The 24,846-nt window shown below is 56.2% G+C and carries 15 protein-coding genes and 2 pseudogenes; 11 read left to right on the top strand and 6 right to left on the bottom strand.

What is annotated here, in order from left to right:
• Nucleotides 1-231: 231 nt before the first annotated feature.
• Nucleotides 232-1,294: pseudogene (locus tag EXE52_RS15395) on the top strand (RNA-guided endonuclease InsQ/TnpB family protein); the annotation flags it as partial.
• Between the two features lie 120 nt (nt 1,295-1,414).
• Here the strand turns inward: EXE52_RS15395 and EXE52_RS15390 are convergent.
• Nucleotides 1,415-2,215 carry a sulfite exporter TauE/SafE family protein gene (locus EXE52_RS15390; protein WP_049933407.1) on the bottom strand — a complete coding sequence of 267 codons (801 nt, stop codon included), beginning with the start codon at nt 2,213-2,215 and terminating at the stop codon, nt 1,415-1,417.
• 959 nt (nt 2,216-3,174) lie between these two features.
• On the opposite strand from EXE52_RS15390, the gene EXE52_RS15380 reads away from it, so the two are divergent.
• Nucleotides 3,175-4,185 (top strand): PQQ-binding-like beta-propeller repeat protein, encoded by a 1,011-nt coding sequence (locus tag EXE52_RS15380; RefSeq protein ID WP_158293622.1) that lies wholly within the window; start codon nt 3,175-3,177, stop codon nt 4,183-4,185.
• Nucleotides 4,186-4,316: 131 nt separating this feature from the next.
• On the opposite strand, the gene EXE52_RS15375 is transcribed toward EXE52_RS15380, so the two are convergent.
• From EXE52_RS15375 to EXE52_RS18325, 4 genes are all read right to left on the bottom strand, one after another.
• Nucleotides 4,317-6,011, bottom strand: a complete 1,695-nt coding sequence (locus EXE52_RS15375; RefSeq protein WP_089309354.1) for a ribonucleoside-diphosphate reductase subunit alpha — start codon at nt 6,009-6,011, stop codon at nt 4,317-4,319.
• Nucleotides 6,012-6,013: 2 nt separating this feature from the next.
• A complete protein-coding gene (locus tag EXE52_RS15370; protein ID WP_089309353.1) occupies nt 6,014-7,024 on the bottom strand; it encodes a ribonucleotide-diphosphate reductase subunit beta in 1,011 nt (336 codons plus the stop codon).
• Nucleotides 7,025-7,157: 133 nt separating this feature from the next.
• Nucleotides 7,158-7,646, bottom strand: coding sequence for a transcriptional regulator NrdR (nrdR, locus tag EXE52_RS15365; RefSeq protein WP_089309352.1), 489 nt, complete (start codon nt 7,644-7,646; stop codon nt 7,158-7,160).
• 370 nt (nt 7,647-8,016) lie between these two features.
• A complete protein-coding gene (locus EXE52_RS18325) occupies nt 8,017-8,202 on the bottom strand; it encodes a hypothetical protein (RefSeq protein WP_158414005.1) in 186 nt (61 codons plus the stop codon).
• 222 nt (nt 8,203-8,424) lie between these two features.
• Between EXE52_RS18325 and sufB the strand changes: the two genes are divergently transcribed.
• The 7 genes from sufB to EXE52_RS15315 all read left to right on the top strand — a co-directional run bounded on the left by sufB (nt 8,425) and on the right by EXE52_RS15315 (nt 21,726).
• Nucleotides 8,425-9,855 carry a Fe-S cluster assembly protein SufB gene (gene sufB, locus EXE52_RS15355; protein ID WP_137703862.1) on the top strand — a complete coding sequence of 477 codons (1,431 nt, stop codon included), beginning with the start codon at nt 8,425-8,427 and terminating at the stop codon, nt 9,853-9,855.
• A 708-nt stretch (nt 9,856-10,563) separates the two neighbouring features.
• Complete coding sequence (locus EXE52_RS15345) at nt 10,564-12,246, top strand: NAD+ synthase (protein WP_089309375.1); 1,683 nt, start codon at nt 10,564-10,566, stop codon at nt 12,244-12,246.
• Nucleotides 12,247-12,815: 569 nt separating this feature from the next.
• Entirely contained in the window at nt 12,816-14,258 is a 1,443-nt protein-coding gene (locus EXE52_RS15335; protein WP_089309376.1) for a carotenoid oxygenase family protein, read from the top strand.
• 206 nt (nt 14,259-14,464) lie between these two features.
• A complete protein-coding gene (locus EXE52_RS15330) occupies nt 14,465-15,709 on the top strand; it encodes an RNA-guided endonuclease TnpB family protein (RefSeq protein WP_089309377.1) in 1,245 nt (414 codons plus the stop codon).
• 157 nt (nt 15,710-15,866) lie between these two features.
• A complete protein-coding gene (locus tag EXE52_RS15325; RefSeq protein WP_137703861.1) occupies nt 15,867-17,858 on the top strand; it encodes a hydantoinase/oxoprolinase family protein in 1,992 nt (663 codons plus the stop codon).
• Nucleotides 17,855-19,489: a hydantoinase B/oxoprolinase family protein gene (locus EXE52_RS15320; RefSeq protein WP_089309379.1), complete on the top strand. Its 1,635-nt coding sequence runs from the start codon at nt 17,855-17,857 to the stop codon at nt 19,487-19,489. Before EXE52_RS15325 ends, EXE52_RS15320 begins: the two co-directional genes overlap by 4 nt.
• Nucleotides 19,490-20,289: 800 nt before the next feature.
• Nucleotides 20,290-21,726 (top strand): orc1/cdc6 family replication initiation protein, encoded by a 1,437-nt coding sequence (locus tag EXE52_RS15315; RefSeq protein WP_345775823.1) that lies wholly within the window; start codon nt 20,290-20,292, stop codon nt 21,724-21,726.
• 681 nt (nt 21,727-22,407) lie between these two features.
• Here the strand turns inward: EXE52_RS15315 and EXE52_RS15310 are convergent.
• On the bottom strand, nt 22,408-22,731 hold the full coding sequence (locus EXE52_RS15310) for a hypothetical protein (RefSeq protein WP_085682831.1): 324 nt from the start codon (nt 22,729-22,731) through the stop codon (nt 22,408-22,410).
• 80 nt (nt 22,732-22,811) lie between these two features.
• Here EXE52_RS15310 and EXE52_RS15305 point away from each other — a divergent pair, with 80 nt between their 5' ends.
• Nucleotides 22,812-23,789, top strand: a complete 978-nt coding sequence (locus EXE52_RS15305; RefSeq protein ID WP_089309380.1) for an IS1595 family transposase — start codon at nt 22,812-22,814, stop codon at nt 23,787-23,789.
• A gap of 855 nt (nt 23,790-24,644) precedes the next feature.
• Nucleotides 24,645-24,846: pseudogene (locus EXE52_RS15300) on the top strand (IS701 family transposase); the annotation flags it as partial.

Genomic DNA, 24,846 nt, shown 5'->3' with positions numbered 1-24,846 from the left:
TGGAGCGTTCTGGGATCAATTCTGAATCATTACTCTCGAACTACCAGACGAGCGTATGAAATTGCGTGAATTTTGGCGCTGCTGAATAGGGTTGTCACTCTCGAACGGCAGACTCAGCGAGGTCTCAGCCGGTTAGTCGTGAGGAATCAACGCTGACATGACGGGTTTCGATTGCCCGACGCTCTCCTTGTCGACGGCCACGGCGGTTTCTTTCCCGATGTTCTCGGTCGGAGCGGATACGCAAAGAACGCACTCAAAAGTCCCGCAACTCACGACGACCTACAACGCGGGCGACCTACACGACGACCACCCTGTGCGCTTCACTAATGAGGGGCTCCGACTCGACCACAAGCCCGAGAACACTATTGAGTGGTATGTCAAGATTCCGCACCACGAGGACTATCACCTCTGGATGCCAGCACAGCCGAACCCCGAACAGCGGGACTGGCTCGAAGCGTTGAACGCTGGTGACGCGGAAATGGGCGAGAGTCGGCTATTCGAGCGGAACGGAACGTGGTATCTCCACGTCACCGCCACCCGCGATGTCGAGGAGCCTTCCGAGGTGTCTGCCGAAGAACGGACGCCTATCGGAGTGGACATCGGGGAAGCGTCACTCGTCACGGTGTGTCACCGCGACGATTACGGTTCTCCGACCGCGCCCGAACTGTGGGCCGACGAAGGAAAGACCGTTCGTCGGCTCCGCAAGACCTACTTCACCGCCAAGCGTCGTCTCCAGACGCGTGGAAGCGAGCGTATCGCGGAGTCATTCGGTGACGACCTGTGGAACCAGATAGACGATGTGTTCCACCGCGTCACCCGCGATGTCGTGGAGTACGCAGGGTCCGTCGAGAATCCCGTTCTCGTTCTGGAAGACCTGACGTACATACGGGAGTCGATGGACTACGGCGTGTATATGAACCGGCGTCTCCACGGATGGGGATTCGCCAAGCTCCACGCGCAGATACGGTACAAGGCCGTCGAGAAGGGAATCCCCGTCGAGACGGTGAATCCGCGTAACACGTCGAGGGAGTGCCACGCGTGCGGTGAGGTAGGATACCGCCCGCGACAGGCGACGTTTAGGTGTACGAACGACGCTTGCTGGATGGGCGAGTACCAAGCGGACGTGAACGGCGCGACAAACATCGCAGACCGCTACCTCAGCGGAGGGAGCCATTCGAGAGAACACAGAGATGACGATGACTCGGCTGAGGATGGGGGGCGTTTGACCGCCCCACAAGACACCCAAGCCGATGCTGAAACCCAGCAAGGGACGCGTAGAACGAATGCGTCTTGAAACCGCAGGGCCGCTCTCGGCCTGAAATCCCGTGGTGGGATTCCCGCGTCTTCAGGCGGGGGAGAAGGTCAATGGAGCGCGTCGCCTGTATCGAGCCAGCGAAAAGGATCCAGTGCTCGGTCAGTGCCCCATTGCGCCACCGAGGGGCTGGTAATGCGGGAACATCGGATGTGGGAGGTGAACACCGAGTGCCATCAATCCGTGCGCAAGCAGCACGTACCCCAGCACGACGAACACCACACCGAGTAGCCGATGAACGCGTCGCCGGTGGGCGACGTCGATCGACTGGATAATCGTCCCATAGAGGAAAACTGCCGGAATCGTCCCGATGCCAAGGGCACCGAGAGCGATTCCCCCTGTGGTCGGGGAGCCGCTCGCGAAGGCGAACAGATACGCGGGATACAGCATCGGGCAGGGGAGAAACGCGTGGACGGCTCCCAGCCCGACAATACTCGGGCTGTTCACGTGTCGGTGAACTCTCGCTGCGAGCCACGACGTAACGCGCTGGACGCCAGGGATGCGAATATCGCCTCCGCTTCCACCGATGACGTACCGAACGCCCGTCGCCACAATGAACCCTCCGACCGCAAGACCGACAACACCTCGCAGGAGATCGGCGATCGGTGTCAGCTGGTCAGCGGTAACGAATACGACGCTCCCGAGCGCGCCGAAGACGGCCCCGAGAATCGCGTACGTCGTCGCCCGGCCGACGTTGAACAGGAAATGCTGGCGAACCTCGTAGGTCGTGAGATGACCGGCACGCCCGTCGTTGGCTGTCACCGTCCCGCCATCGGGCTGCGGCGTCATCTGTTTCGAGTACATCGTCACAAGTGGACCGCACATCCCGATACAGTGTGCGCCGCCCAGCACGCCGATGAGGACGAAGAGGACGACGTCAATCCGGAGGAGCGACTCGATCATAGTCGTTCTCGGTTGCGTGCGGATTTGTATCGTCTGGTGTACCTCTCGAATAAGACTGTATGGATGATGTCGAGTGAAAAGAACGCATCAAGATGGCTTTGTTGAAATCCTATTCTTCAAACATTTTTCGCATGAAATAGTCGATTGATGAGAGCCCCAAAGCGACCGTATCTCGGCTTGTGACAGGAACTATGCTCGCAGGAACGGTCCGTCAAACATGGTCTTCGTACCTGATGAACTCCCGGATCAACTCTTAGTTGATTACGAAAACGCGACCGTGTATGGGGATTTGGAACAAGAGAAGGTGCTTCACCAAGACAAGGTTCGTGTTCTCCCAAACGGGTGGGTTGCGTTGCCCACTTACCGACTCCTGTCTCCTGAAGCGGTACACCACATCGATCCATAGAGATCCGGTACTGAGCGATCAGGGTTGTGAAACTATCAACCGTTGAGTATTTCAACAGAGCCACACGACTAACCCGCTGAGATCTCGCTGGGTCCGCCGCTCAAGAGTGACAACCGTATCCAGCAGCGCCAAAATCCACACAATTTCGTACGCTCGTCTGGCAGTTCGAGAGCAATGATTCAAAATTGATCTTGGAACGCTGAGAATCACCACGAATTGATGCTAATTCGACCTGAAACTGGCCTATCCTCCGAAACTGTGAGAAACGTGTTGGCAAGACAAATCGGGGACTGTTTCGGCCACAGAAGTACGTTGGAACAATTAATTTCGAGCCCGGTTAGGTCGGGATATGAGCTGGACCCGTCGTAGAGTGCTCGCGTCCATGGCTGGTGTATGTGGGGCCTCCGGATGCCTTGCCTCCCCTGACCGATCACTGCCGACAGCACCGACCAGTGGATGGAACCAGTCACGATGTGATGCCCAGAAAACGGCTACATCCGATGTCACAGTCCCTGAACGCGGAAATCTAGCGTGGGGCGGTGGCAGTGGCCAGATGCTGTCGGTAGTGGCTGATCAAACCGTATATACTGTTGACGATGACGATGGCCTTACCGCACTCAATGCTCAAACCGGCGAGCACAGGTGGCAAACAGCCCTCGATCACGACCTTGACGATACGGAACCGGTTGGTGTCTCAGGAGGCATCATCAATGATCAGTTGTTAGTTGCGACCCGGGGGAGGCTCTATTCGTTCAGTACTGCCGACGGCAGTGAGCGGTGGCAACGAAAGCTTCCGGGGCATGTATCTTCGATATCGACGACGGTCGTCCCAGATCGACAGATCGGGCTGATTGATTTTACGCACGGTCAGAAGTACTACATTATCGCCGTTACGGCCGAGTCAGGCGAGATCAAATGGCGAGATTCTGTACTGCGAGGCGGCGGACGTGGACTAGCAGTATTTGACGATCACGTATATGTTACTGGAACATCTAAGACAGGTGAAGAAGTTCTACGCTGTCTTGAAATAGACACCGGGGAGTTGATCTGGCAGCAAGGAATCGCAGATACTGACCGCTATTCGACGCATGTCTGTGTGACGAGTGGTGTCCTAATCGGTGAGGGAGCCGATATTAGTGTCTATGATCATAGCGACGGAAAGCAGAGAGCATCTGTAGAGCTTCCGCACGGACGGGTTCGCAGTATCGCCGTTGACGATGGTACCGCTTTCGTGCTTTCCGAATCCGGTCTCGCAGCGGTTTCGGTGCCAGACGGCGGCAGGCAGTGGTCTCTGTCGAGAAATCCGACCCGACATTTTGTCCGCGGCCCACTCGCAGTTGGGCGCGAAAGCGTCGTCGCACCAGTGTTCATGGAATCGCTTGGTTGTCCAGCAGTCGTTGCGTTTGAGCGGATCGATGGAACACGGCGTTGGCACTATACTCTCGGTGACGACTTTGCGTGTGGAACGATCTGGTCTCAACCAGTCCTCGCCGACGGGGCAGTGTTTATCGATACCAGCCCGCATACTGTGACTGCTCTTGGAGATCTTTCCCAGCAGGATTGACTCTCTGTGGCTCTGTTGAAATCCCATTTTTCAGGCGAGAATCCCGCCGTTTACGGCGAGGAGGATGTCACAGCGGATATCGCAGGGCTGTGATGCGTGGTTTCGGCTAACTCATACTGGCTGCCGGGGTATCAGCTCTCACAGGCCTTACATTCGAGGATATCTCGGCTGAACTTCTGTGCGGCGTTGACGCTGTGTTGGTAGTAGAGACTCTTCACCCCTTTTTTCCAAGCCTCGATGTAGAGCTGGTTGATCTCCTTGACGCTCACTTCGCTCGGATCGATTGAGACGTTCAAGCTCTGTGCCTGGTCGATGTGTTTCTGCCGCTGCGCTGCCTGGTTAATGATCGCCATCTGTGGAATCTCGGCGAAGGTCTTGAACACCTCCTTCTCCTCGTCGGTTAGGCAGTCGAGGTGTTGGACGCTCCCGTCGTTCTGTGCGATGCTGTCCCAGACTTCACGCTCATCTCTGCCTCGCTGTTTCAGTATCCCCTCGAGGAATCGGTTCTTCTGCGTCGATTTGAGCTTCGCACCGTCACGGACGAAGTAGTTCGATTTTAGTGGTTCAATGCTCGGACTGACCTGCCCCAGGATGACGCTGCTGGATTTCGTCGGGGCCACGCTCATCGTCGTTGCGTTCCGGCGACCGTAGCCGTCGAGCACCTCCGGCTCACCGAACTCGTCGGCGAGCCGACGACTCTCCTCGTAACTTCGCTCCTTGATGGTGCGGAAGATTTCCTCATTTTTTTCCATCGCCTCCATGCTGTCGAACGGAATCATCTCGCTCTGGAGGTAGCTGTGCCAGCCGAGGACGCCGATGCCGATCGCCCTGTGCCGTTTCGCAAACCGCACTGGCCGTTCCATGAACTGCGTCCCCTCCGCCTCTTGGATGAACTCCTCCATGACGGCGTCGAGGAACCGCGTCAGCGTCTCTACTGCGTCGGTGTCTTTCCACTCGTCGTAATGGAGCGCGTTCATTGACGAGAGACAACAGACGAAACTCTCGTCCGGCGTGGCGGGCAGCGCGATCTCGGTACAGAGGTTGGAAGCGTTGATCTCGTAGCCCTTGTCCTTGTATACCTGTGGCTTCCCGTCGTTCATGTTGTCCCGGAAGATGATGTACGGGACACCGATGTTGATCCGCGTCTCGATGATCTCTGCCCACGTCTCTCGCTTCTCCTCGTCGCCGTCGACCATCGCCTGGAACCAGTCGTCACCAATGATGACGCCGTAGTAGATGTCCTGTACAGGGTCGCCCTCGGTCTTGATGTTGAGCCACTCGTCCAAGTCGTCGTGTTCGATGTCGATGTACCCCGCGAACTGTCCGCGCCGCGTCTCTCCCTGGCTGACAACGTTGATGATCGTGTCGAACAGCTCGGTAAAGCTATAGCTCCCGTTGCTCTTGCCGTTGTTCGTGATCGGGCTGCCTCGGGGCCGGATCTCGCCGAAGTACCCGCTGGTCCCGCCGCCCAACTTGGTCATCTCGCCCACTTCGGCCTGTGTGTAGAGGATGCTCTCCATGCTGTCCGCCATGTAGCTACCGAAGCAACTGATGGGCAGGCCTCGGTCCAGACCGAAGTTCGACCACACTGGACTCGCGAGGCTGTAGAAACCCCGACTCATGTAGTCATAGAACTTGTCCGCAAAGCCGTCATCATCCAAGATTTCTTCAGCCCGCTCTCCGATCTCTCTGACCCTTTCCTCGGCTGTGACGCCCTCAAGCAGGTACCCCTCGTTGAGGAATGCCCTGCTATCCTCGTTCAGCCAATAGAACGGTTCCTCGTGCTGCTGTTGTACCTCGTCGAGTGCTGGTTCTGTTTGTGCCATCGTTAGAACATGTCCTCTGCGGTAACGCTCTGCGAGTGCTTGTTGTACGTGGTCGACCGCTTGCTGAAGAAGTCGTTATCTTTCGTCATCATGATGTCCTCATCGAACCACCGGGTCTCCTCGAGCAGGTCATCGTCCGGGTCGAATATCGGCTCGACACCGACGTTCTCGAGGCTCTGATTGAACCGATCCCGGAGGAATGCGTCGACGTGCGCCCGGGGAAGGAACTCCAGTTCACCCTCACCGAAGATCCAGTCTAGTATCTTCATCTCAGCCTCGAACGCCTGCTGACAGGCGGCTTGGACCTCTTTTTCGAAGTCTTCGTCGAAGAGGTCCGGATTCTCCTCGCGAATCGTCTCCACGAGTTCGACACCGAATAGCCCGTGAATCTGCTCTTCCTTGCTGGTCGCCTCGACGGCGTTTGCGATCCCCTTGAACTTCTTTTCGTGTTTGTCGAAGCTCGTCATGATGAGGAACTGCGAGAACAGCGAGACGTGTTCAACGAATGTAGAGAACAGGAGGAGACTCATCACGTACTCCTGTGTGTCGTCGCTCTCGCTCTTCTCAAGATACTCGTCGAGGTAGTCAATCCGCTCCTCGATTGCGGGGACGTCGGTCACCTCCTCGAAGTCTTCCGCAATCCCCAGGATGTCGAGGAGGTGACTGTACGCGTCCATGTGTCTGACTTCACTCTCTGCGAAGGTCATGCCGACGTTCCCGACCTCTGCTTTGGGCATCTCGTCGTAGATGTCTGCCCAGAATGTCTTGACCTGGACCTCAATCTGCGCGATGGCCAGCATTGTCCGCTTGATAACGGCCTTCTCGGCAGAAGTCGTGTTGACTTTGAAGTCTTGGACGTCTCCTGAGAAATTGAACTCCGTGTGAACCCAGTAGCTGTTCCGTATCGCGTCTTTGTACTCAAGAACGTCGGGGTATTCGTACGGTTTGAGCTGCGTTCGTTCGGAGAAGATGTCAGTCTCTGACTCTCCGCCTGTGGTTTTGCTTTCAGTCATTGGTACGTACTCTGGAGGAATCGTTCTCTGTTGGGTGGTTTCTGTTGCCGTCGTTCTCTGTGCGTCTGGACCTGGGCCATGCTCGTCCGGTCAGGGATTGACCGAGCATTCGTTTGATCTGCGTATGGTTGTATCATAGTGAACCGTCCGAGGCGTCGAAGTCATCAAGTTCTGCATCCAGGACCGCATCAAGTTCTCTCAAGAATTCCTGCGGCTCAGAGAATGCTTTGTAAACGGAGACAAACCGAATGTAAGCTATCTTATCGAGCGTGCGGAGGTTCTCGGAGACGAGTTCGCCGATGAGACTCGAAGAGACGATCCGTGCCTCTTGATCTTGTAGTTCGCTCTCGATATCGTCAACGAGAGTAGTCACTGTTGTCTCCGTCACATCTCGCTTCTCAACGGCTCGCTCGATCCCTGCGCGGAGTTTCTGTCGGTCAAACGGTTCGATGGTTCCGTCGCGTTTTTTCACTTGGAGGGATTCCCACTCCGGACGTTCGTAGGTCGTAAAGCGGAACGAACAGCGTTGACACTCGCGGCGTCGTCGGACGGAGGTTCCGTCGGTACTGGCCCCTGTATCGATGACGCGTGTTCGCTCGTTCCCGCAGTCCGGGCAGTTCATAGTTGTCACTGCTTAATCCTCCATGGTCTTAACCCCATATGTGGTGCCTCTCGATTTTGACCGCAACATCTGGTGGTGAGGGCTGTCACATAAACCTTACCCAATAGAATTGGAATAGTACAATTCAGTTTGATTGCCGGGCGTGGGTGATTGGGCTCAGATGCATTGAGCACACCAGGTTCAACTGCGCTACAGCGATTTTTTCGAAGACAATTGTACCCCGCTGTGGGCTAGCAACGGTCGTGCTCAAACATTTGGAGGGTAGTTATGGCCACAATTCTTGACTGTGGGTGCCAATACGCTAACGATGACTGACGAAATAGAAATCCCGACCGAGCCACGGGCCGCGGTCGACGCACTGGCGACACACCTAACTGCGACCGCAGACCGCCCAGTGCCGCCAGCAACGAACCGATGGCTCGGGGAAGCTGAAGCCGTCGCCCGCGACGCTGCCAGTGACGGTCTTGACACGCAAACCAGGCAAAAGCGGGTTCGTCAGGTTGCCACACTGCTTGAGTCGGCTGACGAAACAGATGATTTGGTTGCCGATCGCCATATTGAGGCGGCTATTCAGTGCTGCCAAGTCGTTCTCGCTAACGAGTGACCGTGGTTGAGACTGTACAGGATATCTCTCTCGCCACATGTTAAATTCTGCCAGATAGAGAAACCAAATTAAATCTCGCAAGGTTGTTCTCTTTCGTTAAAGAAACCATTTTAAGTTACAAAAGAGTGTCTAAGCGCACCACGCTTATGTTCGTGGTGTCTAAAGATTACTTTGATGAGTTCAAAACAAGACGATCTCAAAGAGACAAATACCGAGGCCCGCTTCGAATTCAAGAAAGAGGAGAAGTCCGCTTTCAAAAGCGAAAAGGGCCTTACCGAGGAGACGGTGCGCGTCATCTCGGAGGACAAAGACGAGCCGGAGTGGATGCTGGAGCGCCGCCTGCGGGCCCTCGAACAGTTCCAAGAGATGCCGATGCCGACCGACTGGCCCGGCCAGCCGGACCTGAGCGAGGTCGATGTCGACGAGATCGTCCCCTACATTCGGCCGGACGTCGACGTGCGGGCGGGCGTCGACGACTGGACCGAGCTCCCTGATGACATCAAAGATACCTTCGACAAGTTGGGCATCCCGGAGGCGGAGAAGAACGCGCTCTCGGGCGTCGGCGCGCAGTACGAGTCGGAGGTCGTCTACCAGAACATGCAGGAGCGGTGGGAAGAGAAGGGCGTCATCTTCTGTAACATGGACGAGGCTGTCCAAGAACACGAAGAACTCGTCCGCGAGCACTTCATGACGAAGTGCGTCCCCCCGAGCGACAACAAGTTCGCGGCGCTTCACGGCGCCATCTGGTCGGGCGGCTCGTTCGTCTACATCCCCGAAAACACCACGGTAGACATGCCGGTCCAGGCGTACTTCCGGATGAACTCCGAGGGGATGGGCCAGTTCGAGCACACGCTCATCATCGCCGAGGAGGGTGCCGAGGTCCACTACATCGAGGGCTGTTCGGCCCCGAAGTACTCGAAGTTCAATCTCCACTGTGGCGGTGTCGAAGTCTTCGTCGACGAGGACGCCCACGTCCAGTACTCGACCGTCCAGAACTGGTCGAAGAACACGTACAACCTCAACACGAAGCGCGCCATCGCCGAGAATGGCGGGCGCATGGAGTGGATCTCCGGCTCGATGGGCTCGAAGGCGACGATGCTGTACCCCTCGACGATCCTGAAGGGCCGCGGTGCCTCCGACAACCACATCACCATCGCCTTCGCGGGCGAGGGCCAGGACATCGACACCGGCGCGAAGGTGTACCACAACGCGCCCGAGACCAAGTCGACCGTCGAGTCGAAGTCGATCGCGAAGGACGGCGGCCGCACCAACTACCGCGGGCTCGTCCACATCGCGGACGGCGCCGAAAACTCCTCGACGGCCGTCGAGTGCGACGCGCTGATGTTCGACAACGAGTCGACGTCGGACACGATGCCGTACATGGAGATCAACGAGTCGAAGGTCGACGTCGCTCACGAAGCAACCGTCGGGAAGATCGGCGACGAGGACATCTTCTACCTCCAGTCGCGCGGGCTCGACGACGACGACGCCAAACAGATGATCGTCTCCGGGTTCATCGAGCCGATCACGGAGGAACTGCCGATCGAGTACGCCGTCGAGCTGAACCGCCTCGTCGAACTCGAGATGGAGGGCTCGCTAGGGTGATCTAATGCCGGAGTGCGCACACTGCGGAGCACACGTCTCACAACAGTTTGTGACCGTGTTCGGGTTGGACGGCGGTGACGTAGTTGCCTGCCCGGCGTGTTCTAATAAGGCAAACATCGCAGAGACAGTGTTATCCCGTCGCTCATAACGAACGATGGAACACTGCTTCGCATGTGACACTGACTATGGGTATCTTGGAACGACACCGCATGAGGGGTCCTGTCCGGCCTGTGGCTCGTCAGTCGTAACACCAGCAGGCGAACTCAGCGTCGTCGACACGACAACGTGGGAGAGTGCCAATAGTCTCTCGACAATCCACGTGACGGCGGTCGACGCCCGCTCTCGTCGATTTGAGTTTGTCGTTGCGGCGCGTCGCGGCCGGGGAGAACTGGTCTGTCTTGCGATCGATGGGATGGCGGTGCCAACCGATACAGTGTGGTCAGTCCCGGCTGCCGTCGCTACGAGAGTTACCGCGCACGGGATCAGGCTCAGTGATTCCACGCCAGCTCAAAGCATATGAGGAACGGTACAGGCCGGACACACGGTCGGTCATGTCTGTCCTGTCTCGGTCGCGAGAGGTGATGTCGCTTGGTGAACTCGAATCTGAAATTGCTCCGACAGACCCCCGTTCATTGATCAAACGGAAATGATCGGTTACTCATATTAGATCTGTTTTTATTACCGTGCGCCCAACATATTGTTATAGAGATGAAAGAGCAGCTCAAAGTAGGAGTCATACAACACAACCCTGTAATCGGTGATGTAGACGGGAACCTCGGTAAGATCACCAAGGAGTACAGGCAGCTGGCGGATACTGAGCCTGATCTCGTTGTCACACCTGAACTCTCGATAGTTGGGTATCCACCGCGTGATTTACTCCACCGAGCAGAGATACTTGATGCTCAAGAAGCAGCTCTCAATGATCTGGCTTTAGAAACCACTGACGGGCCACCGTTAATCGTCGGCGCTGCGGTCAGAACCGAGCGTGACAGCGGTGCGCCGATCCACAATGCCGCAATCGTGCTCCGCGATGGAAAGAAGAGTGAAACGTACCACAAGCGGTTACTGCCGACATACGATGTCTTCGATGAGCATCGGTACTTCCAGCCCGGGACCGACCCAGTAGTCGTAGATATCGCGGACACCGCCATTGGACTCACGATCTGTGAAGACGCGTGGCAGGATGCCGTCGTAACCGGGACACGCCGCCACGACGAGAGTCCGCTACAGGACACAGCTGCGAGCGGAGCGGATCTTATTATTACGCTTTCTGCGAGCCCATTCAGTCTCGAGAAACCGTCTCGACGTGAACACCGGTTCGCAACGCATGCTGCTGAGACAGACTGTCCGGTTGTGTTTGTTAATCAAGTCGGTGGGAATGACGAGTTGATCTTCGACGGACACTCATTGGTCGCTGTTGATGGAGCGGTCCACGAGCAGTTGACAGGATTCGAGTCTAGCACTACTGTCGTGGACGTTTCGGTCGGCGGAGACGCAACAGTTCCGACAGGTAATACTGAAACCCGCGCTACGCAGGCCCGCAAAGCACTCACGCTCGGCGTAGGGGATTACTTCGAAAAAACCGGGTTTGAGGAAGCCGTAGTTGGGTTATCAGGTGGGATTGATTCCGCAGTCGCGGCCGCGCTCGCAGTAGCGGCACTCGACGCAGAGAACGTCTATGCCGTGTCTCTCCCAAGTGAGGTCACAAGCCAACAGAGCATCGCCGACGCTCAGACGGTAGCGGCAAACTTAGGCATCGAGTTCGATGTGATCCCTATCGGATCGGCAGTGGAGGACATCTCCCAGACGCTTGATGCGAACAACGCATCGCTCACTGGTGTTGCTGCTGAGAACATCCAAGCGCGAATCCGTGGGTCTATCCTCATGGGAATAGCGAACCAGCGTAATGCGCTCGTGCTCACCCCAGATAATAAGAGCGAAGCCGCAGTCGGCTACTGTACGCTGTACGGCGACGCCGTAGGCGCGCTTGCTCCACTCGGTGATTGTTACAAACAGCTGGTCTACGAGTTAGCTGGTGTGTTCAACGAGACACTTTCCTCAGCAGGATCATCGCCTGTGATTCCAACGTCTGTAATTGAGAAAGAGCCGAGCGCAGAGCTTCGTTCCGGGCAGGCCGACGAAGAGGAAATCCCAGCGTATGAGGTACTGGATCCTATTCTTGAACAGTATATCGAGGAAGGCGAAACCATCAGTTCGATACGAGAGGAATATCCCGACCACGTTGTTGACGAAGCACTTAGACGGACTACACACGCCGAATTCAAACGACGGCAAACTCCACCGCCACTTCGTATCACACAGAAGGCACTCGGGCGTGGATGGAACTATCCAATTGCCGCAGCGTACGATTGTCTACTCGATGACCATTGAGACTTCGTGAGCTGGCCGCTTCAAATAACCGGGCCAAGTTTCGGATGACGTTGCTGGAGAGCGTCGCAGCAGCCGTTGAGTTAGAATTCCAGTAGGAAGCGTAGGCACAAGTCTCAGGTAAAGGTCTTAGTTTTGTATCTTAGATAATAGTCTTAGATACACGGAGCTAGTAGTCAGACGGCGAACGACAGCAAGTTCATCCAATCAGTCAGTTCCACTGCTACCCACGTATGTTAGCTGCGCCGTGAGATCTGTCGCAGAGACCATTCCGACGATTTCATTTTTATTGCTAGCTACAGTGTTGACTCCTGAGGCCTACATGCGAACAAACGACATATAGTATGTAGACTGTCAAGTGTACGTTGGCTATCTATTGGCATAAGTGAGAGATATCTAGCTTGATTTCAACCAACGCGAAGCTAGCATATCGTGGTTCTGTTTGTTATGAGGGTTCGTTTAAATTTAGGCAGTTAGTAGATTCGCATTAGATATGAGATGCTGCTCGCAGCGCCACGGTTGAGCTACACAACTACCGATGATAATAGGCCACATCAGTTCCAATGGGTCGTATGAGCGAACACAGAGATTATCGCGCCGGTTTCCGCACGCAGCGTGAAGAGATTGAGGACAAACAGTTACCCACTACCGGAGAGTTTCCAGACTGGCTCTCTGGGGATCTCATCGGGAACGGGCCGGGACAGTTCGAGGCCGGCGACACAGGGCTGCGACACTGGTTCGACCCGTTCGCCATGCTCCGGCGCTTTCGGATTGACAACGGTGAGGTTAGGTACGCGAACAAATTTGTCCAGAGCCGGGATTACGCATTCGCACAGGATCATGGCGGCGTCCGAACCCCGTTCCCAGGAACACCTCCCGATCGATCGGTCTGGACACGACTGCGTCAAGTTCTCGATGGGACATTTCCGGACAACCCAGTCATCGGTATCCAGCGGTTCGGCGACGAATTCGCGGCGGTTACTGAGTCACCGACAGCACTGACGTTCGACCCTGACACGCTCGAAACGACGGGGCGAATCGATCTCACGGCTGGATTGGACTGCGATTTGACTCTCGCTCATGTTCACTACGACCCTGTCGCGGAAGAGTTCATCAATCTGGGGGTGTCGTATGGTCGCAACACGGTGTATACGGTGTTCAAGCGGCCGAGAGACGGTGGGACGCCGACCCCACTGAGTCGGCTTCAGTTCGATGAGGCACCGTACATTCATTCCTTCGCTGTGACCGGCCAGCACGTCGTCGTGACGGTAAACGCGTACGGGCTGGATACCACGCAGCTCCTCAAAGGTACCGTAACGAAGGAGACGTTCCTTGACGCGTTTCAGCCACTGTCGACGCCCCTCCGCTTCGTCATCCTCGATCGCTCGACCGGTGAACACGTGGCAACCGCGTCGGCGTCACCGGCGTTCATCTATCACCACGCGAACGCGTTCGAGCGTGATGGCGAGCTCGTCGTCGATGTAGTTGCGTTCGACGATGATCGAGCAGTGACCGGACTCGCATTGTCAAACCTCCGGAGCGACGATCCGGACCTTCCACGAGGCGACCTGTGTCGGTACACGGTACCGTTGTCCGGCGGTGAGGCAACTCGAGAGCCACTCCACCGTGGTCCAGTTGAATTCCCAGTGATCAACTACCGAGCGGTTAACGGTACACCCCACCGATACGTCTACCTCGCCGAAACTGACGGAGCGTCAAGTCTACCGACAGATATCACGAAGGTGGACGTCGACACCGGCACGGCCCACCGCTGGCGCGAGTCAGGTACTCATCCAGGCGAACCGCTGTTCGTCCCCGCGCCTGAGGCAGAAAACGAGGACGACGGGGTGCTGCTCTCGGTCGTATTAGATCCCGAGGCAGACCGCTCCCGGTTGGTCTGTCTCAACGCCGAGACGCTCGGGGAACTCGGCCGAGCCGAGCTCCCGCATCGTCTCCCGTTCGGATTCCACGGGCAATTCTACGGCCCCGTGGCTCCCGGACGGAGTATGGCGTGAGGTGTCGGATCAAAGTAAGCTAACCCACGACTAAAGTCGTGGGCTTTCAGCGTGGACTCCCGCTCTGGCCGAATCATAGCGGAAACAGCGCGGAAACCCACCCCTTCAGGGGTGGGAGGAAGCGCGTACGCTCCGTGCAACAATCCACCGACTACGACAGGGCCGACTCCCCAATAGTTTTGAATTATTGGCAGTACGTATGATGTATGGAGAAGCGGCGCACTGTTCCGGTGAAACTCGCCGTGGATAGTGACGACGCCGCACTCATCGAAGACACCGTCGACGAGTTCCTGTGGGCCGCTAACTACGTAACTCGCCACGCCTTCGAAGGCGAATACGTCACCACGAGCAAAACTACGCTCCACGACGACACCTACGAAGACGTGCGCGACGAGACGGCGTTACACAGCAACCACGTCCAAGCCGCCCGGAACAAGGCCGCTGACGCCTGTAAGGGCGTGGTCAAGAAGTGGAAACAGGGGAAGAAGGCGTCGATGCCGCACTTCACCAGTCCACACGTCGTCTACGACCACCGCACCGCCACCTTCCACGACGAGTACGTCAGCCTCGCCACCACAGACGGACGGATTGAAGCCGACTACGTGCTTCCTGACGACGAACAGGACACGCCCCACGCGGAATACCTCTTCTCAGATGAGTACGAGACGACAGGGGCGGAGTTACACTACCGGGACAGCGACTGGATGCTTCACATCCACTGCAAGATGGAAGTGGAGTCTGACACGGCGGAGCAGACAGCCACCGAGAACGGAACGGTTCTCGGGGTTGACCTCGGCGTGAACAGTCTTGTAGTTGCCTCGACTGGCACGTTCTGGACGGGTGACGAGTTCGACCACTGGCGGCGCGAATACGAGCAACGGCGTGGTGACTTACAGGAACACGGCACGCGGTGGGCGCATGAGAACATCCAATCGGTCGGTCGGAAAGAGGAAGGTCGGTTCAAAATCACGCTCCACCGCATCTCGAACGAGTTGGTAGCTGAAGCCCGCGAGTACAGCTGTTCGGTGATAGCGTTTGAGGACTTGACCGACATCCGTGAGCGCACTGGTGCGTCGTGGGGCCACAAGTGGGCATTCAACCGCCTGTTCGAGTACGTCGAGTACAAAGCAGCCGAGTACGGCATCAACGTGGAGCAGATTGACCCGAAGAACACGTCACGGCGGTGTTCGACGTGTGGGTTCACGCACCCCGACAACCGTAACGGCGAAGAGTTCGAGTGCCTGAAATGCGGGTACGAGAACCACGCCGACTACAACGCCGCCAAGAACATCGGCTTGCGGTATCTCCGCCGGAACCAAACTGGCTCTGGTGGAGGCGCACCCGTAGGCGTGCGGTTGAACAGCGGGACGCTGAACGCGAATGGAGAGTATGACCCTCCTGCCGAAATGTCGGCCAGAGCGGGAGTCCACGCTGAAAGCCCACGGCTTTAGCCGTGGGTTAGCTTACACAGAGTATGCTCCCATCTTAATTACTCTTTTCTAGGAGAGATCCTTGGTACAACATATCAATGAAGCACGGCACACGGGCCGACAGACGCTCAATGGTTGGCATAAATCGATGGGGCGGTGCTCGGTCGAGCGAGGAACAATGACGACGGCCGTCGGCGTTGATGTCGGCGGTACGTTTACCGACGTGGTACTCATCGCAGAGGGCACGCTCACAACGACAAAGGTTCCCTCGACGACAGACCAGAGCGAGGGTGTCATCCGTGGGATCCAGCAGGCCTGTAAGGACGCAGGAATTGACCCGTCCGAGATCACCGATTTCTCACATGCGATGACGGTATCGACCAATGCCCTGCTCGAAGCTGACGGCGCCGAAACGGCACTCGTGACCACGGACGGTTTCCGTGACGTACTGGAAGTGGGTCGGCAGACGCGTCCAGATCTCTACGATCTTGACGCTGAGAAGCCGACACCACTGATACAGCGTCGGAACCGGTTCGAGCTTCCAGAGCGGACAACGATAGAGGGCGATCGAACGGTGCCCGACGCGGACGTGATCGATGATCTTATAGAGCAAATACGCGAGCGGAATGTCGAGAGCATCGTTGTCTCTTTCCTTCACGCATACGTTGATCCGAGCAACGAACAGCTCGTAGCCAAGCGGCTTCGGGAGGCACTCGATGTCTCGGTGTCGGCCTCTCATGAGGTTCTCAACGAGTTCCGCGAGTACGAGCGGACATCAACAGCAGCCGTTGACGCGTACGTTACGCCGGTGATCGACTCCTACATCGGACAGTTAGCGGAGCGTGCTAGCGATCTGGGGCTGCCTCAGCCCCGAATCATGCAGTCCAACGGTGGAATCGCCGAGGCAAGTGAGATTCGTACCCACGCCGTTCAAACTGTACTATCTGGTCCCGCGGCGGGCGTCGTTGGAGCAAATGGGACAACGGTAGGAGAAGACGAATTTGAGGGATTCGTTACATTCGATATGGGCGGTACGTCGAGCGACGTGAGCCTCATTCGAGATGGCAGCGTGGAGCGGACCACAGAAAGTGAGATCGATGGCCACCCAATCCGCGTTCCGATGGTTGATGTGACGACTGTTGGAGCTGGCGGTGGGAGCATCGCGTGGGTCGACGCTGGTGGCGCACTCCGCGTAGGACCTCGGTCAGCAGGCTCGAAGCCAGGGCCTGCCTGCTACGGTCATGGGGGCAAAGAGCCAACGGTGACGGACGCAAACCTCGTGCTGGGCTATCTCAGCGAGGAGACGCAACTAGGCGGGGAACTCAAGCTCGACGTGGATGCCGCTATTGATTCGCTTGAACGACTGGCGGACGAAGCTGATCTCGACTCCGCACGAGAGGCCGCAGAAGGCGTGTTCCGCGTTGCGAACACCAATATGACTCGAGCGATCCGCTCAGTCACTGTAGAACGAGGACACGATCCCCGCGAGTTCGGTCTCGCCGCATTCGGCGGTGCAGGTCCTGTACACGCCGCGGCGCTCGCGAATGATCTTGACATCGGAACCGTCGTTGTTCCTCACGTTTGCGGCGTGCTATCGGCGTACGGTCTGCTCGACGCCGACGAGACGTACGACGCTGTCCGAACGTATCAAACGCCTCTGTCGGAAACAATGGGAACAGAACTTAAGACGGTGTACGAGCAACTTACGGCCGAACTACCGTCCGACCGCAGCGCAGGTGACATATCGCTTCAGTGTTCAGCTGACCTCCGCTACCGGGGGCAAAGCTTCGAACTTGAGGTCGACGTGGAGCAGCCTATCGAGACTGACGTACTTCGGACCGCATTTGAGACGGCCCACAAGAGAGTGTACGGCTATACGGCCGAGGAACCAGTTGAAGTGGTAAATCTCCGAGTCACCGCGACGATCCCACGGAGCGCTTCTGCGACTGAGCTCACAGAAGAAACCTTCGAGAAAGTGGCAGAGCATACTGCCGTGTTCAACGGTACGGAGTACACAACTCCTGTCTACCGTCGACCAACGACGAGCGGGACCACAATCGACGGCCCAGCCGTGCTCGAACAAGACGAAAGCACGACTGTTGTTCCTCCCGAGTGGGAGGCAACTGTACAAAAGAACGGCTCGCTCGCACTCACGGAGGTACAACGATGACGGTTGACGACTCGACAGCCGAAAGTATCGACTCAGTGACGCTTGAGGTGTTTCGAAATAAACTTGAGAGCATTGCTGAGGAGATGGGGAAGGTACTTATACAAAGTGCCTACTCGCCGAACATCAAGGAACGGCAAGATTGCTCTACTGCGCTGTTCGATGCTGACGGCCGGATGGTCGCACAAGCAGAGCACATTCCGGTTCATCTCGGCGCGATGCCGGACGCCGTTGCCGCCGTGACCGCAAAGGATCCCGAGCCGGGTGATGCGTACATCCTGAACGACCCGTTCGAGGGAGGGACCCATCTCCCGGACGTGACGATTGTCTCACCAATCGCAACAGAATCAGATGTCATCGGCTACGCCGTAACACGGGCGCATCACGCGGACATGGGTGGGATGACTCCCGGGAGCATGCCCGCCGGCGCTACTGATATTTACCAAGAGGGGTTACGCCTCCCCGCGGTCAAGCTCCGCTCCGGAGGCGAGCTGAACGAGGATCTGCTGGCGATGATTTTAGCGAACGTACGTAACAGGACCGAACGGCGAGCAGACCTTCGCGCACAGCTTGCGGCCCACGATCGTGCTGAAGACCGATTGCGCTCGCTTATCGACGAGCACGGACGCGACCAAGTCAACCAGGCATTCGGCGCGGTTATCAACTATTCTCAGGCCCGGATGACAGATGAGTTGACTGCTTTCCCCGATGGAACTTATGAGGCCCATGATGTGCTTGAGGGCGACGGCGTGAGCGACGCAGAGATACCGATTAGGGTGTCCATCACCGTCGATGGGGCCACAGTCGAAGTTGACTTCACAGGGACCGCCGACCAGTGTGCCGGCAACATGAACGCACCGCTGTCGGTGGCGAAGAGCGCGGTGTACTTTGTAGTTCGGTGTATCACTGACCCCGAGATTCCCCCGAATTATGGGAGTTACGCCGACATCACTGTTACCGCTCCACAGGGAACGGTCGTGAATCCGACACCACCGGCGTCGGTCGTTGGGGGCAATGTTGAAACCAGCCAACGACTCACCGACGTGGTGTTCGCGGCGTTCGCCGAGGCTGCCCCTGAACGTGTGCCAGCAGCATCGCAGGGGACCATGAACAACGTTATTATTGGGAACCGCGATCGTGGAGGGTTCACATACTACGAGACTATCGGCGGTGGATTCGGCGCACGACCCAACAAAGACGGGATGGACGGCGTCCAAGTTGGGATGACTAACACGCTAAACACACCAATTGAGGTACTAGAAGCTGAGTATCCCTTCACAGTCGAACAATACGGGTTCCGTGAGGGTAGTGGCGGCGACGGGCAGTACCGCGGCGGCTTGGGACTGGTTCGGTCAGTAACCATCGAGACCGAGGCAGTAGTCTCATTGCTGACTGAGCGCCGTCGTCGTCGTCCACAGGGCGCTGCGGGCGGCGAGCCCGGGGCAGCGGGTGAGAACCTCGCTAATGGTGAGCCGTTACCCGCCAAAACTACTCGAGAGGTAGAGGCAGGTACAACCATCACAGTCCGGACTCCTGGCGGCGGCGGATACGGTAATCCTAGCAAACGGACAGCCGACGACCGCAAAGCCGACCGCCTCGACGAGAAAGTGAGCGACAACCACGAGGATCAATGACTGACACACACAAACTCGAAGAACTGTCCTGGCCCGCGGTCGAGCAATACATCACCGGCCGCGGCGGCTTCATGAAATTACAACACCAGATGTGAGTGTAGCAGCTAGCACGTTGCGGACTACACACCCCTCTATCGATGTGTTCTCGACGTTCGGTGCTGTTAGATAAGCTAGAAGTTGAATCACGGTTAGAGTAAAATTCTCATACAACAGGCGTCACTTTGAGGCGAAAGAGACACACCCCTCTATCGATGTGTTCCGCTCACTCGTCGTCGAGGCGATACTAGTGAGATCTGAGCTGTAATTGTCGATAGAGCCCAAAATCGGCGTCTTGAACTGTTATACGTCGGGTATTGTAAGGGAGCTAGCGGCACAGAGCTGTCGTTGTGAAAGCCACAGAATACATGCTGTCAGAACACATCGAACACATCGATAGAGGGGTGTGTGTGTTTGTGTTAGTTGAAGAAGAGAAGAAGAGAGAATGAGGAGAATAGAACGAATCGTTCAGAACATACGAGAGCACGGTTCGTTCGATTTAGACGAACAAGACGTGACTACCTCGAATACGCCAGTTGAACCAGCCAGCAAATCACCCCACCCTGCGAAGACATCGAACACATCGATAGAGGGGTGTGTGTCTTCGAGCGTGCGATCGTGAACACATCGTCACCGGCTACTGGTAGTTACCCCGTTATCACTGTTCTCACGCGATTAATACGGTATTGTGCGGTTTCAAACGTCTAATTACACTTCGATAGAGGTGGGGAACCTTTTTCATACAGGGCGGTATCAGTGTGCGTATGGGTATTGACGACTCCGATGATCCTTTAGAGAAGTCGGGATCGCCGGAGGATGAGACAACGGCTCAAGCAGAGCTGTCGAATACGTCTCACGTCACAACTGGTGATTCACAGTCCAAGGGCGATTCTGATTCTGAGGAGCCCTCCCAGTCGATCGAGGATATGCTTCTCGAGTTTGATGACCAGAAGGGGCTAATTCGAGAACGAGCGCTACTTGATCCTAACTACGTCGTCGAAGAGGACCGCATTGTGGGTCGCGACGAGCAACTCCAGGAGGTCACCAAAATGCTCCGTGTTGCGCTTGGAGACAACCGACCGCCAAATTTGTTCCTCTACGGCCCGTCCGGAACGGGCAAGTCGCTGATCACAAAGGCCGTTTGCCATAACATCAGCCGGATCTGTAAAAGCCGAGATATCCAGTTCGGCACAATCGAAGTGAACTGCCAAGATCTGGATACGCTGGGTATCGCCGTGTATGAGCTCGTCCAACAGGCTGCCGATGAAGCGGGGGTTGCTGTCGAGGTTCCTAAACACGGCGTCGCGACGAAGGAGAAATGGGACGAACTCTACCGTATCGTTAACGAGCATTTCGACTCCGTCGTATTTGTCCTCGATGAACTGGACATGCTCGTTGGACGACGGGACAAACAAGAGCCCGCGTTCTCGCGACTACTATATCAGCTCTCTCGGGCTGGGACGAACGACGACCTAAACGCGTATATCTCGGTCGTTGCGATCTCGAACGACACGAAGATGATGGAATCTGTTGGGAGTCGCGCAGTTAGCTCGTTTACTCCCGAAGATGTCCATTTCGACGATTACGATGCCGATCAACTTCAATCGATTCTTCGACGCAGGCAAGATGCCTTCCACGAAGATGTCGTCGACGAGGCTGTCATCCCACTTGCGGCGGCATTCGCCGCACAAACTCATGGTGACGCCAGGAAGGCGATTGATCTCATGCGTGTTGCCGGTGAATTAGCTGAACGGGAAGGTGACACTCGCGTTCGAGAAAAACACGTCCGTACCGCACAAGCCAAAGTCGAAAAGAATCGGGTGCTTGAGGTTGTCCGTGGTATTAGTACACAAAAGAAGCTCTGCTTATACGCAACCGCAGCCGTCGCCTCCAAAACCGATAGCGGGTCTGCTCGAAGCACGACCGGCTACCGTGTGTACCAGTACCTGACTGACGCCATCGACGCTGATCAGTACCACCAAGAAACGTACGTCAATAAAATGAAAGAGCTCACAACCTATTCGCTGGTCGACTTCGAACGTCGGAGCCACGGCCCGAGCTCTGGAATGTTCCTTGAGTTCCAGTTCGGAGAGCGACCAGAAACAATTCTGGAAACACTTCGAGAGGATTCGCGCATTGAGGCGGTCTCCGAAGATGAGGTCAACTCCGTCGTTGAAGCTCAAATTCGCAACCAGACGTAGGGGTGACTCTCACTAAGATCACCGTTCGTCGCCCTCCAGATCCATTCAGGATCGAGTAGACCTGATACTGTGTCCATTAGTTTGCGTATACACCCCTCTATCGATGTGTTCCCTAGGGTTGTATCAAGAAACAATTGTCATTCTGTACGCTAGTCTTAGGCCCCTTGCTCATGATATCCCGTTAGTTCACGTACACACCCCTCTATCGATGTGTTCAAAACAGCCTGCTACCACGATACAACCTGGATTTTATTTCGACTCAATCTACAGATTAAATACTGTTTTCCGTTAGCCTGAGCACACACCCCTCTATCGATGTGTTCGGTGTGTCTGTTATCAAACCACAGAAGATATGCGTCTCACCTGTTGACCCTATTAAGTAACTTCCCATTAAATCGAGTATACACCCCTCTATCGATGTGTGATCTCGTTTTTGAAGGGCTAAAACACCAGATTATCGAGGAATTTGTCCGGAGAGCATGGACGGCTCTACTGACCTAAGTCCCAGTATGAGCCTGTCATACAATAGTTCTCGATGGGTATAATTTGCAGTCTAGAGATTGAACAGAACCGTTGAATGGAGGAATCACGGTCTTAGGAGTGAATTTAGGGCTGTATAATCCTCAGGTAGAGGGCGTGAGACGTATTCTATGACACGCTGCCCAGTATACTTGTCAGAAGCTACTCGTCCGCGTCGACTGGCCCTTTGTATTGTGAGCGGATCTTTTCCCCTTCCCGCCACTGCCAGTAGTAGTAGCGGTTACCATTGATCGCCTTGATCGTGATCGTCGCTTTGGCGGGGACGTCATCTGGGATATCATCAGGTCGCTCTTCATTTTGGTCGTCAGCTGACTCCTCGTCGGGCTGAGCGCCACGTGCTTTGTGCGATGCGAGCGCCTCGGCGTAGCGTGCGACGTATCGGAGATCCGTTGGCGAGTAGCTGTTGAGTGTGTCAACGATCTCTGTCGGGAGGTCTTCCGGTGGCGTCGGTGGCTTGGGAGACATCGTCAGTCGCTTCGTGTCGCTCTTATGTAGAAACGCGGAAAGCCCGTATAATTACACTCAGACAGTTCTAATCTGGCAATATGCCTTCTGCTCAGCCAGCGTTCGGCGGGATGTTTCGGCAGTTGATCGAGCTAGGAGTCATAGAGATCAACACCGAGCCGCTCGATGCGCGCATCGAGCGGCGACTCAAGCGGTTCTGGGAGAATACATCCTGTCCTCGCTGCGGTCACCAGAGCATTATGACGTGGGAGAAACACGACCGAGTTCGGTGTCGTAATTGCGAATTTAAGCCAGTATACACCCATGGAACGCCATTTCACGAGAAGCACCTCACCGCAGGAGAGGTGCTTCTCGCTTTCACCCTCTACGCAGATACACTGCTGAGCATCAACCAGATTGCGCCGCTGCTCGGTCGTGCTTACAAAACCATTCACACAGCGATTCGGGAGGCGGAAGCCGCGGTTCAGCGCGGCTTCCCCCTCACCTGGGAACTGTTTAATCAGACCGTCGATGGACCGACACAGGTCGACGAATCTGGCAAAGTCTGTTCTGGTTACAAAGGTCAAGAGCCGCCGCGAAACAGCCGTTCTCGCGGCGGCTCGTCGCGCACTGGCCGATCACGTTGGCGAGGGCGTCACGGTGACCAGCTGACGCTCGTCGCGGCGTGCCGCGACTCACTTCGTGTGATTCGTGGACAGCGCGGTATCGATTACGAAGGTGATCTTGAGCCAGTGATTCAGGAAGCTGAAGACCTCTCCCAGCCGCTGGGAGAGGTCTGGACAGATGGACTCCAAGCGTACCGCGAGATGGATCGGGATCACCGAACGGTCGTCCACAAAGAGAGGTACGTATCGCCTGACGGAGTCCACATCAATCAGGCAGAATGCCTGTTTTCGCTTGTTCAACCGTGGCTGCGGAAGTTCCGCGGCCTGTCCAAGCAAGGCTTGGAACAGGCCGCTCATACATTCGGGATCATTAGATCGCTGAATCTCACAGGCGCATCCGTCGATATCACCATTGACTGCCTTGTTATAGGGGCTTTCCGTAGTTCTACATAAGAGCGATTTTCTCCTGACGATCTACCACTGACCACTTCAGAGATATCCGCTAAATCATTTCGCCGCAAATGTCTCTGTTGAAATCCTCAACTGATGATATATTCTTGGAGCCGTAATGAATACAGCGCGCGAGTCGGTCACGAGAGAATGGTTGTTACTGAACCAGTTGAATCGGTAGCTACAGAGCGCGGGTCTAATACAATAAGGGTTGCCCCGTAGCGGTTCAGCCACTTTGCTCAGCGAGTCCGTAGCTTACAGAACTCGGGGAGCGATGGTTATGAAGACCCTGTTAGGAGTCGCCGGGACGCTCCTCGGGATTTAAACATCCACCCCGGCCGTAGTCGCCTTGCTCACTCTCTGCGCTTCCGAGAATCGAATCGGTACAGTAGGGCCACAGTGAGGCGACGTACGTCGAGCCGTTGTGACGAAGGTATATTCCAGAGGGGAGAGTTCCGTCGGTCTGCGGGTCGCTACGGTCATAATAGGGTAGCGGAGAGAGCGCCGCTCTGACGTCCGAAAACTTCGACCTGTCGAGGCGCTGGTCGGCGACCGAACGCTCCGCTGCACGGCTGAGCGCTGTTCGAATCGGCTCGACGGAACGAAGTCGTTCATCACTCGACGGCGTCACCGTTGCTCCGTCTGGTGTATCTGTGCGAAGAATCTCTAGTAAGCCACCGTTGTCTCCCGGGTCAGCGAGACAGCCAGAGAACGCCGCGATGCTCGTCACACTACAAAGGTGGAGCACTCGACGACGGGAGAGCGGTGAACCCATACACGGACAAAGCATCGGTTGAAATTAATTACTCAGCTTTGAACGTTGAAGTAGGAGCGTGACGTAGGCGGTAGTGAAGACGGATGATGCCGATTACGGACTTCTTGTCGTGTACGCGTGTGTTTGACGAGTTCGAATCGCTGTCATCAGCTCAACGCCATCACGCGAAAACCTACGCCACCGGTCTTGTTGCGGCCAGCAACAAGACCGTGGCAGGCATCTCACGCGAAGTCCTTCCAGCTGGAGACAAACGCGCTCTCAACAAATTCCTCACCGAGTACGACT

Source organism: Halorubrum sp. CGM4_25_10-8A (genome assembly GCF_005435025.1).
GTDB lineage: Archaea > Halobacteriota > Halobacteria > Halobacteriales > Haloferacaceae > Halorubrum > Halorubrum ezzemoulense.
The sequence above is the reverse complement of the archived record's forward strand: the minus strand, read 5'-3'. Positions and strand labels throughout refer to the sequence as shown.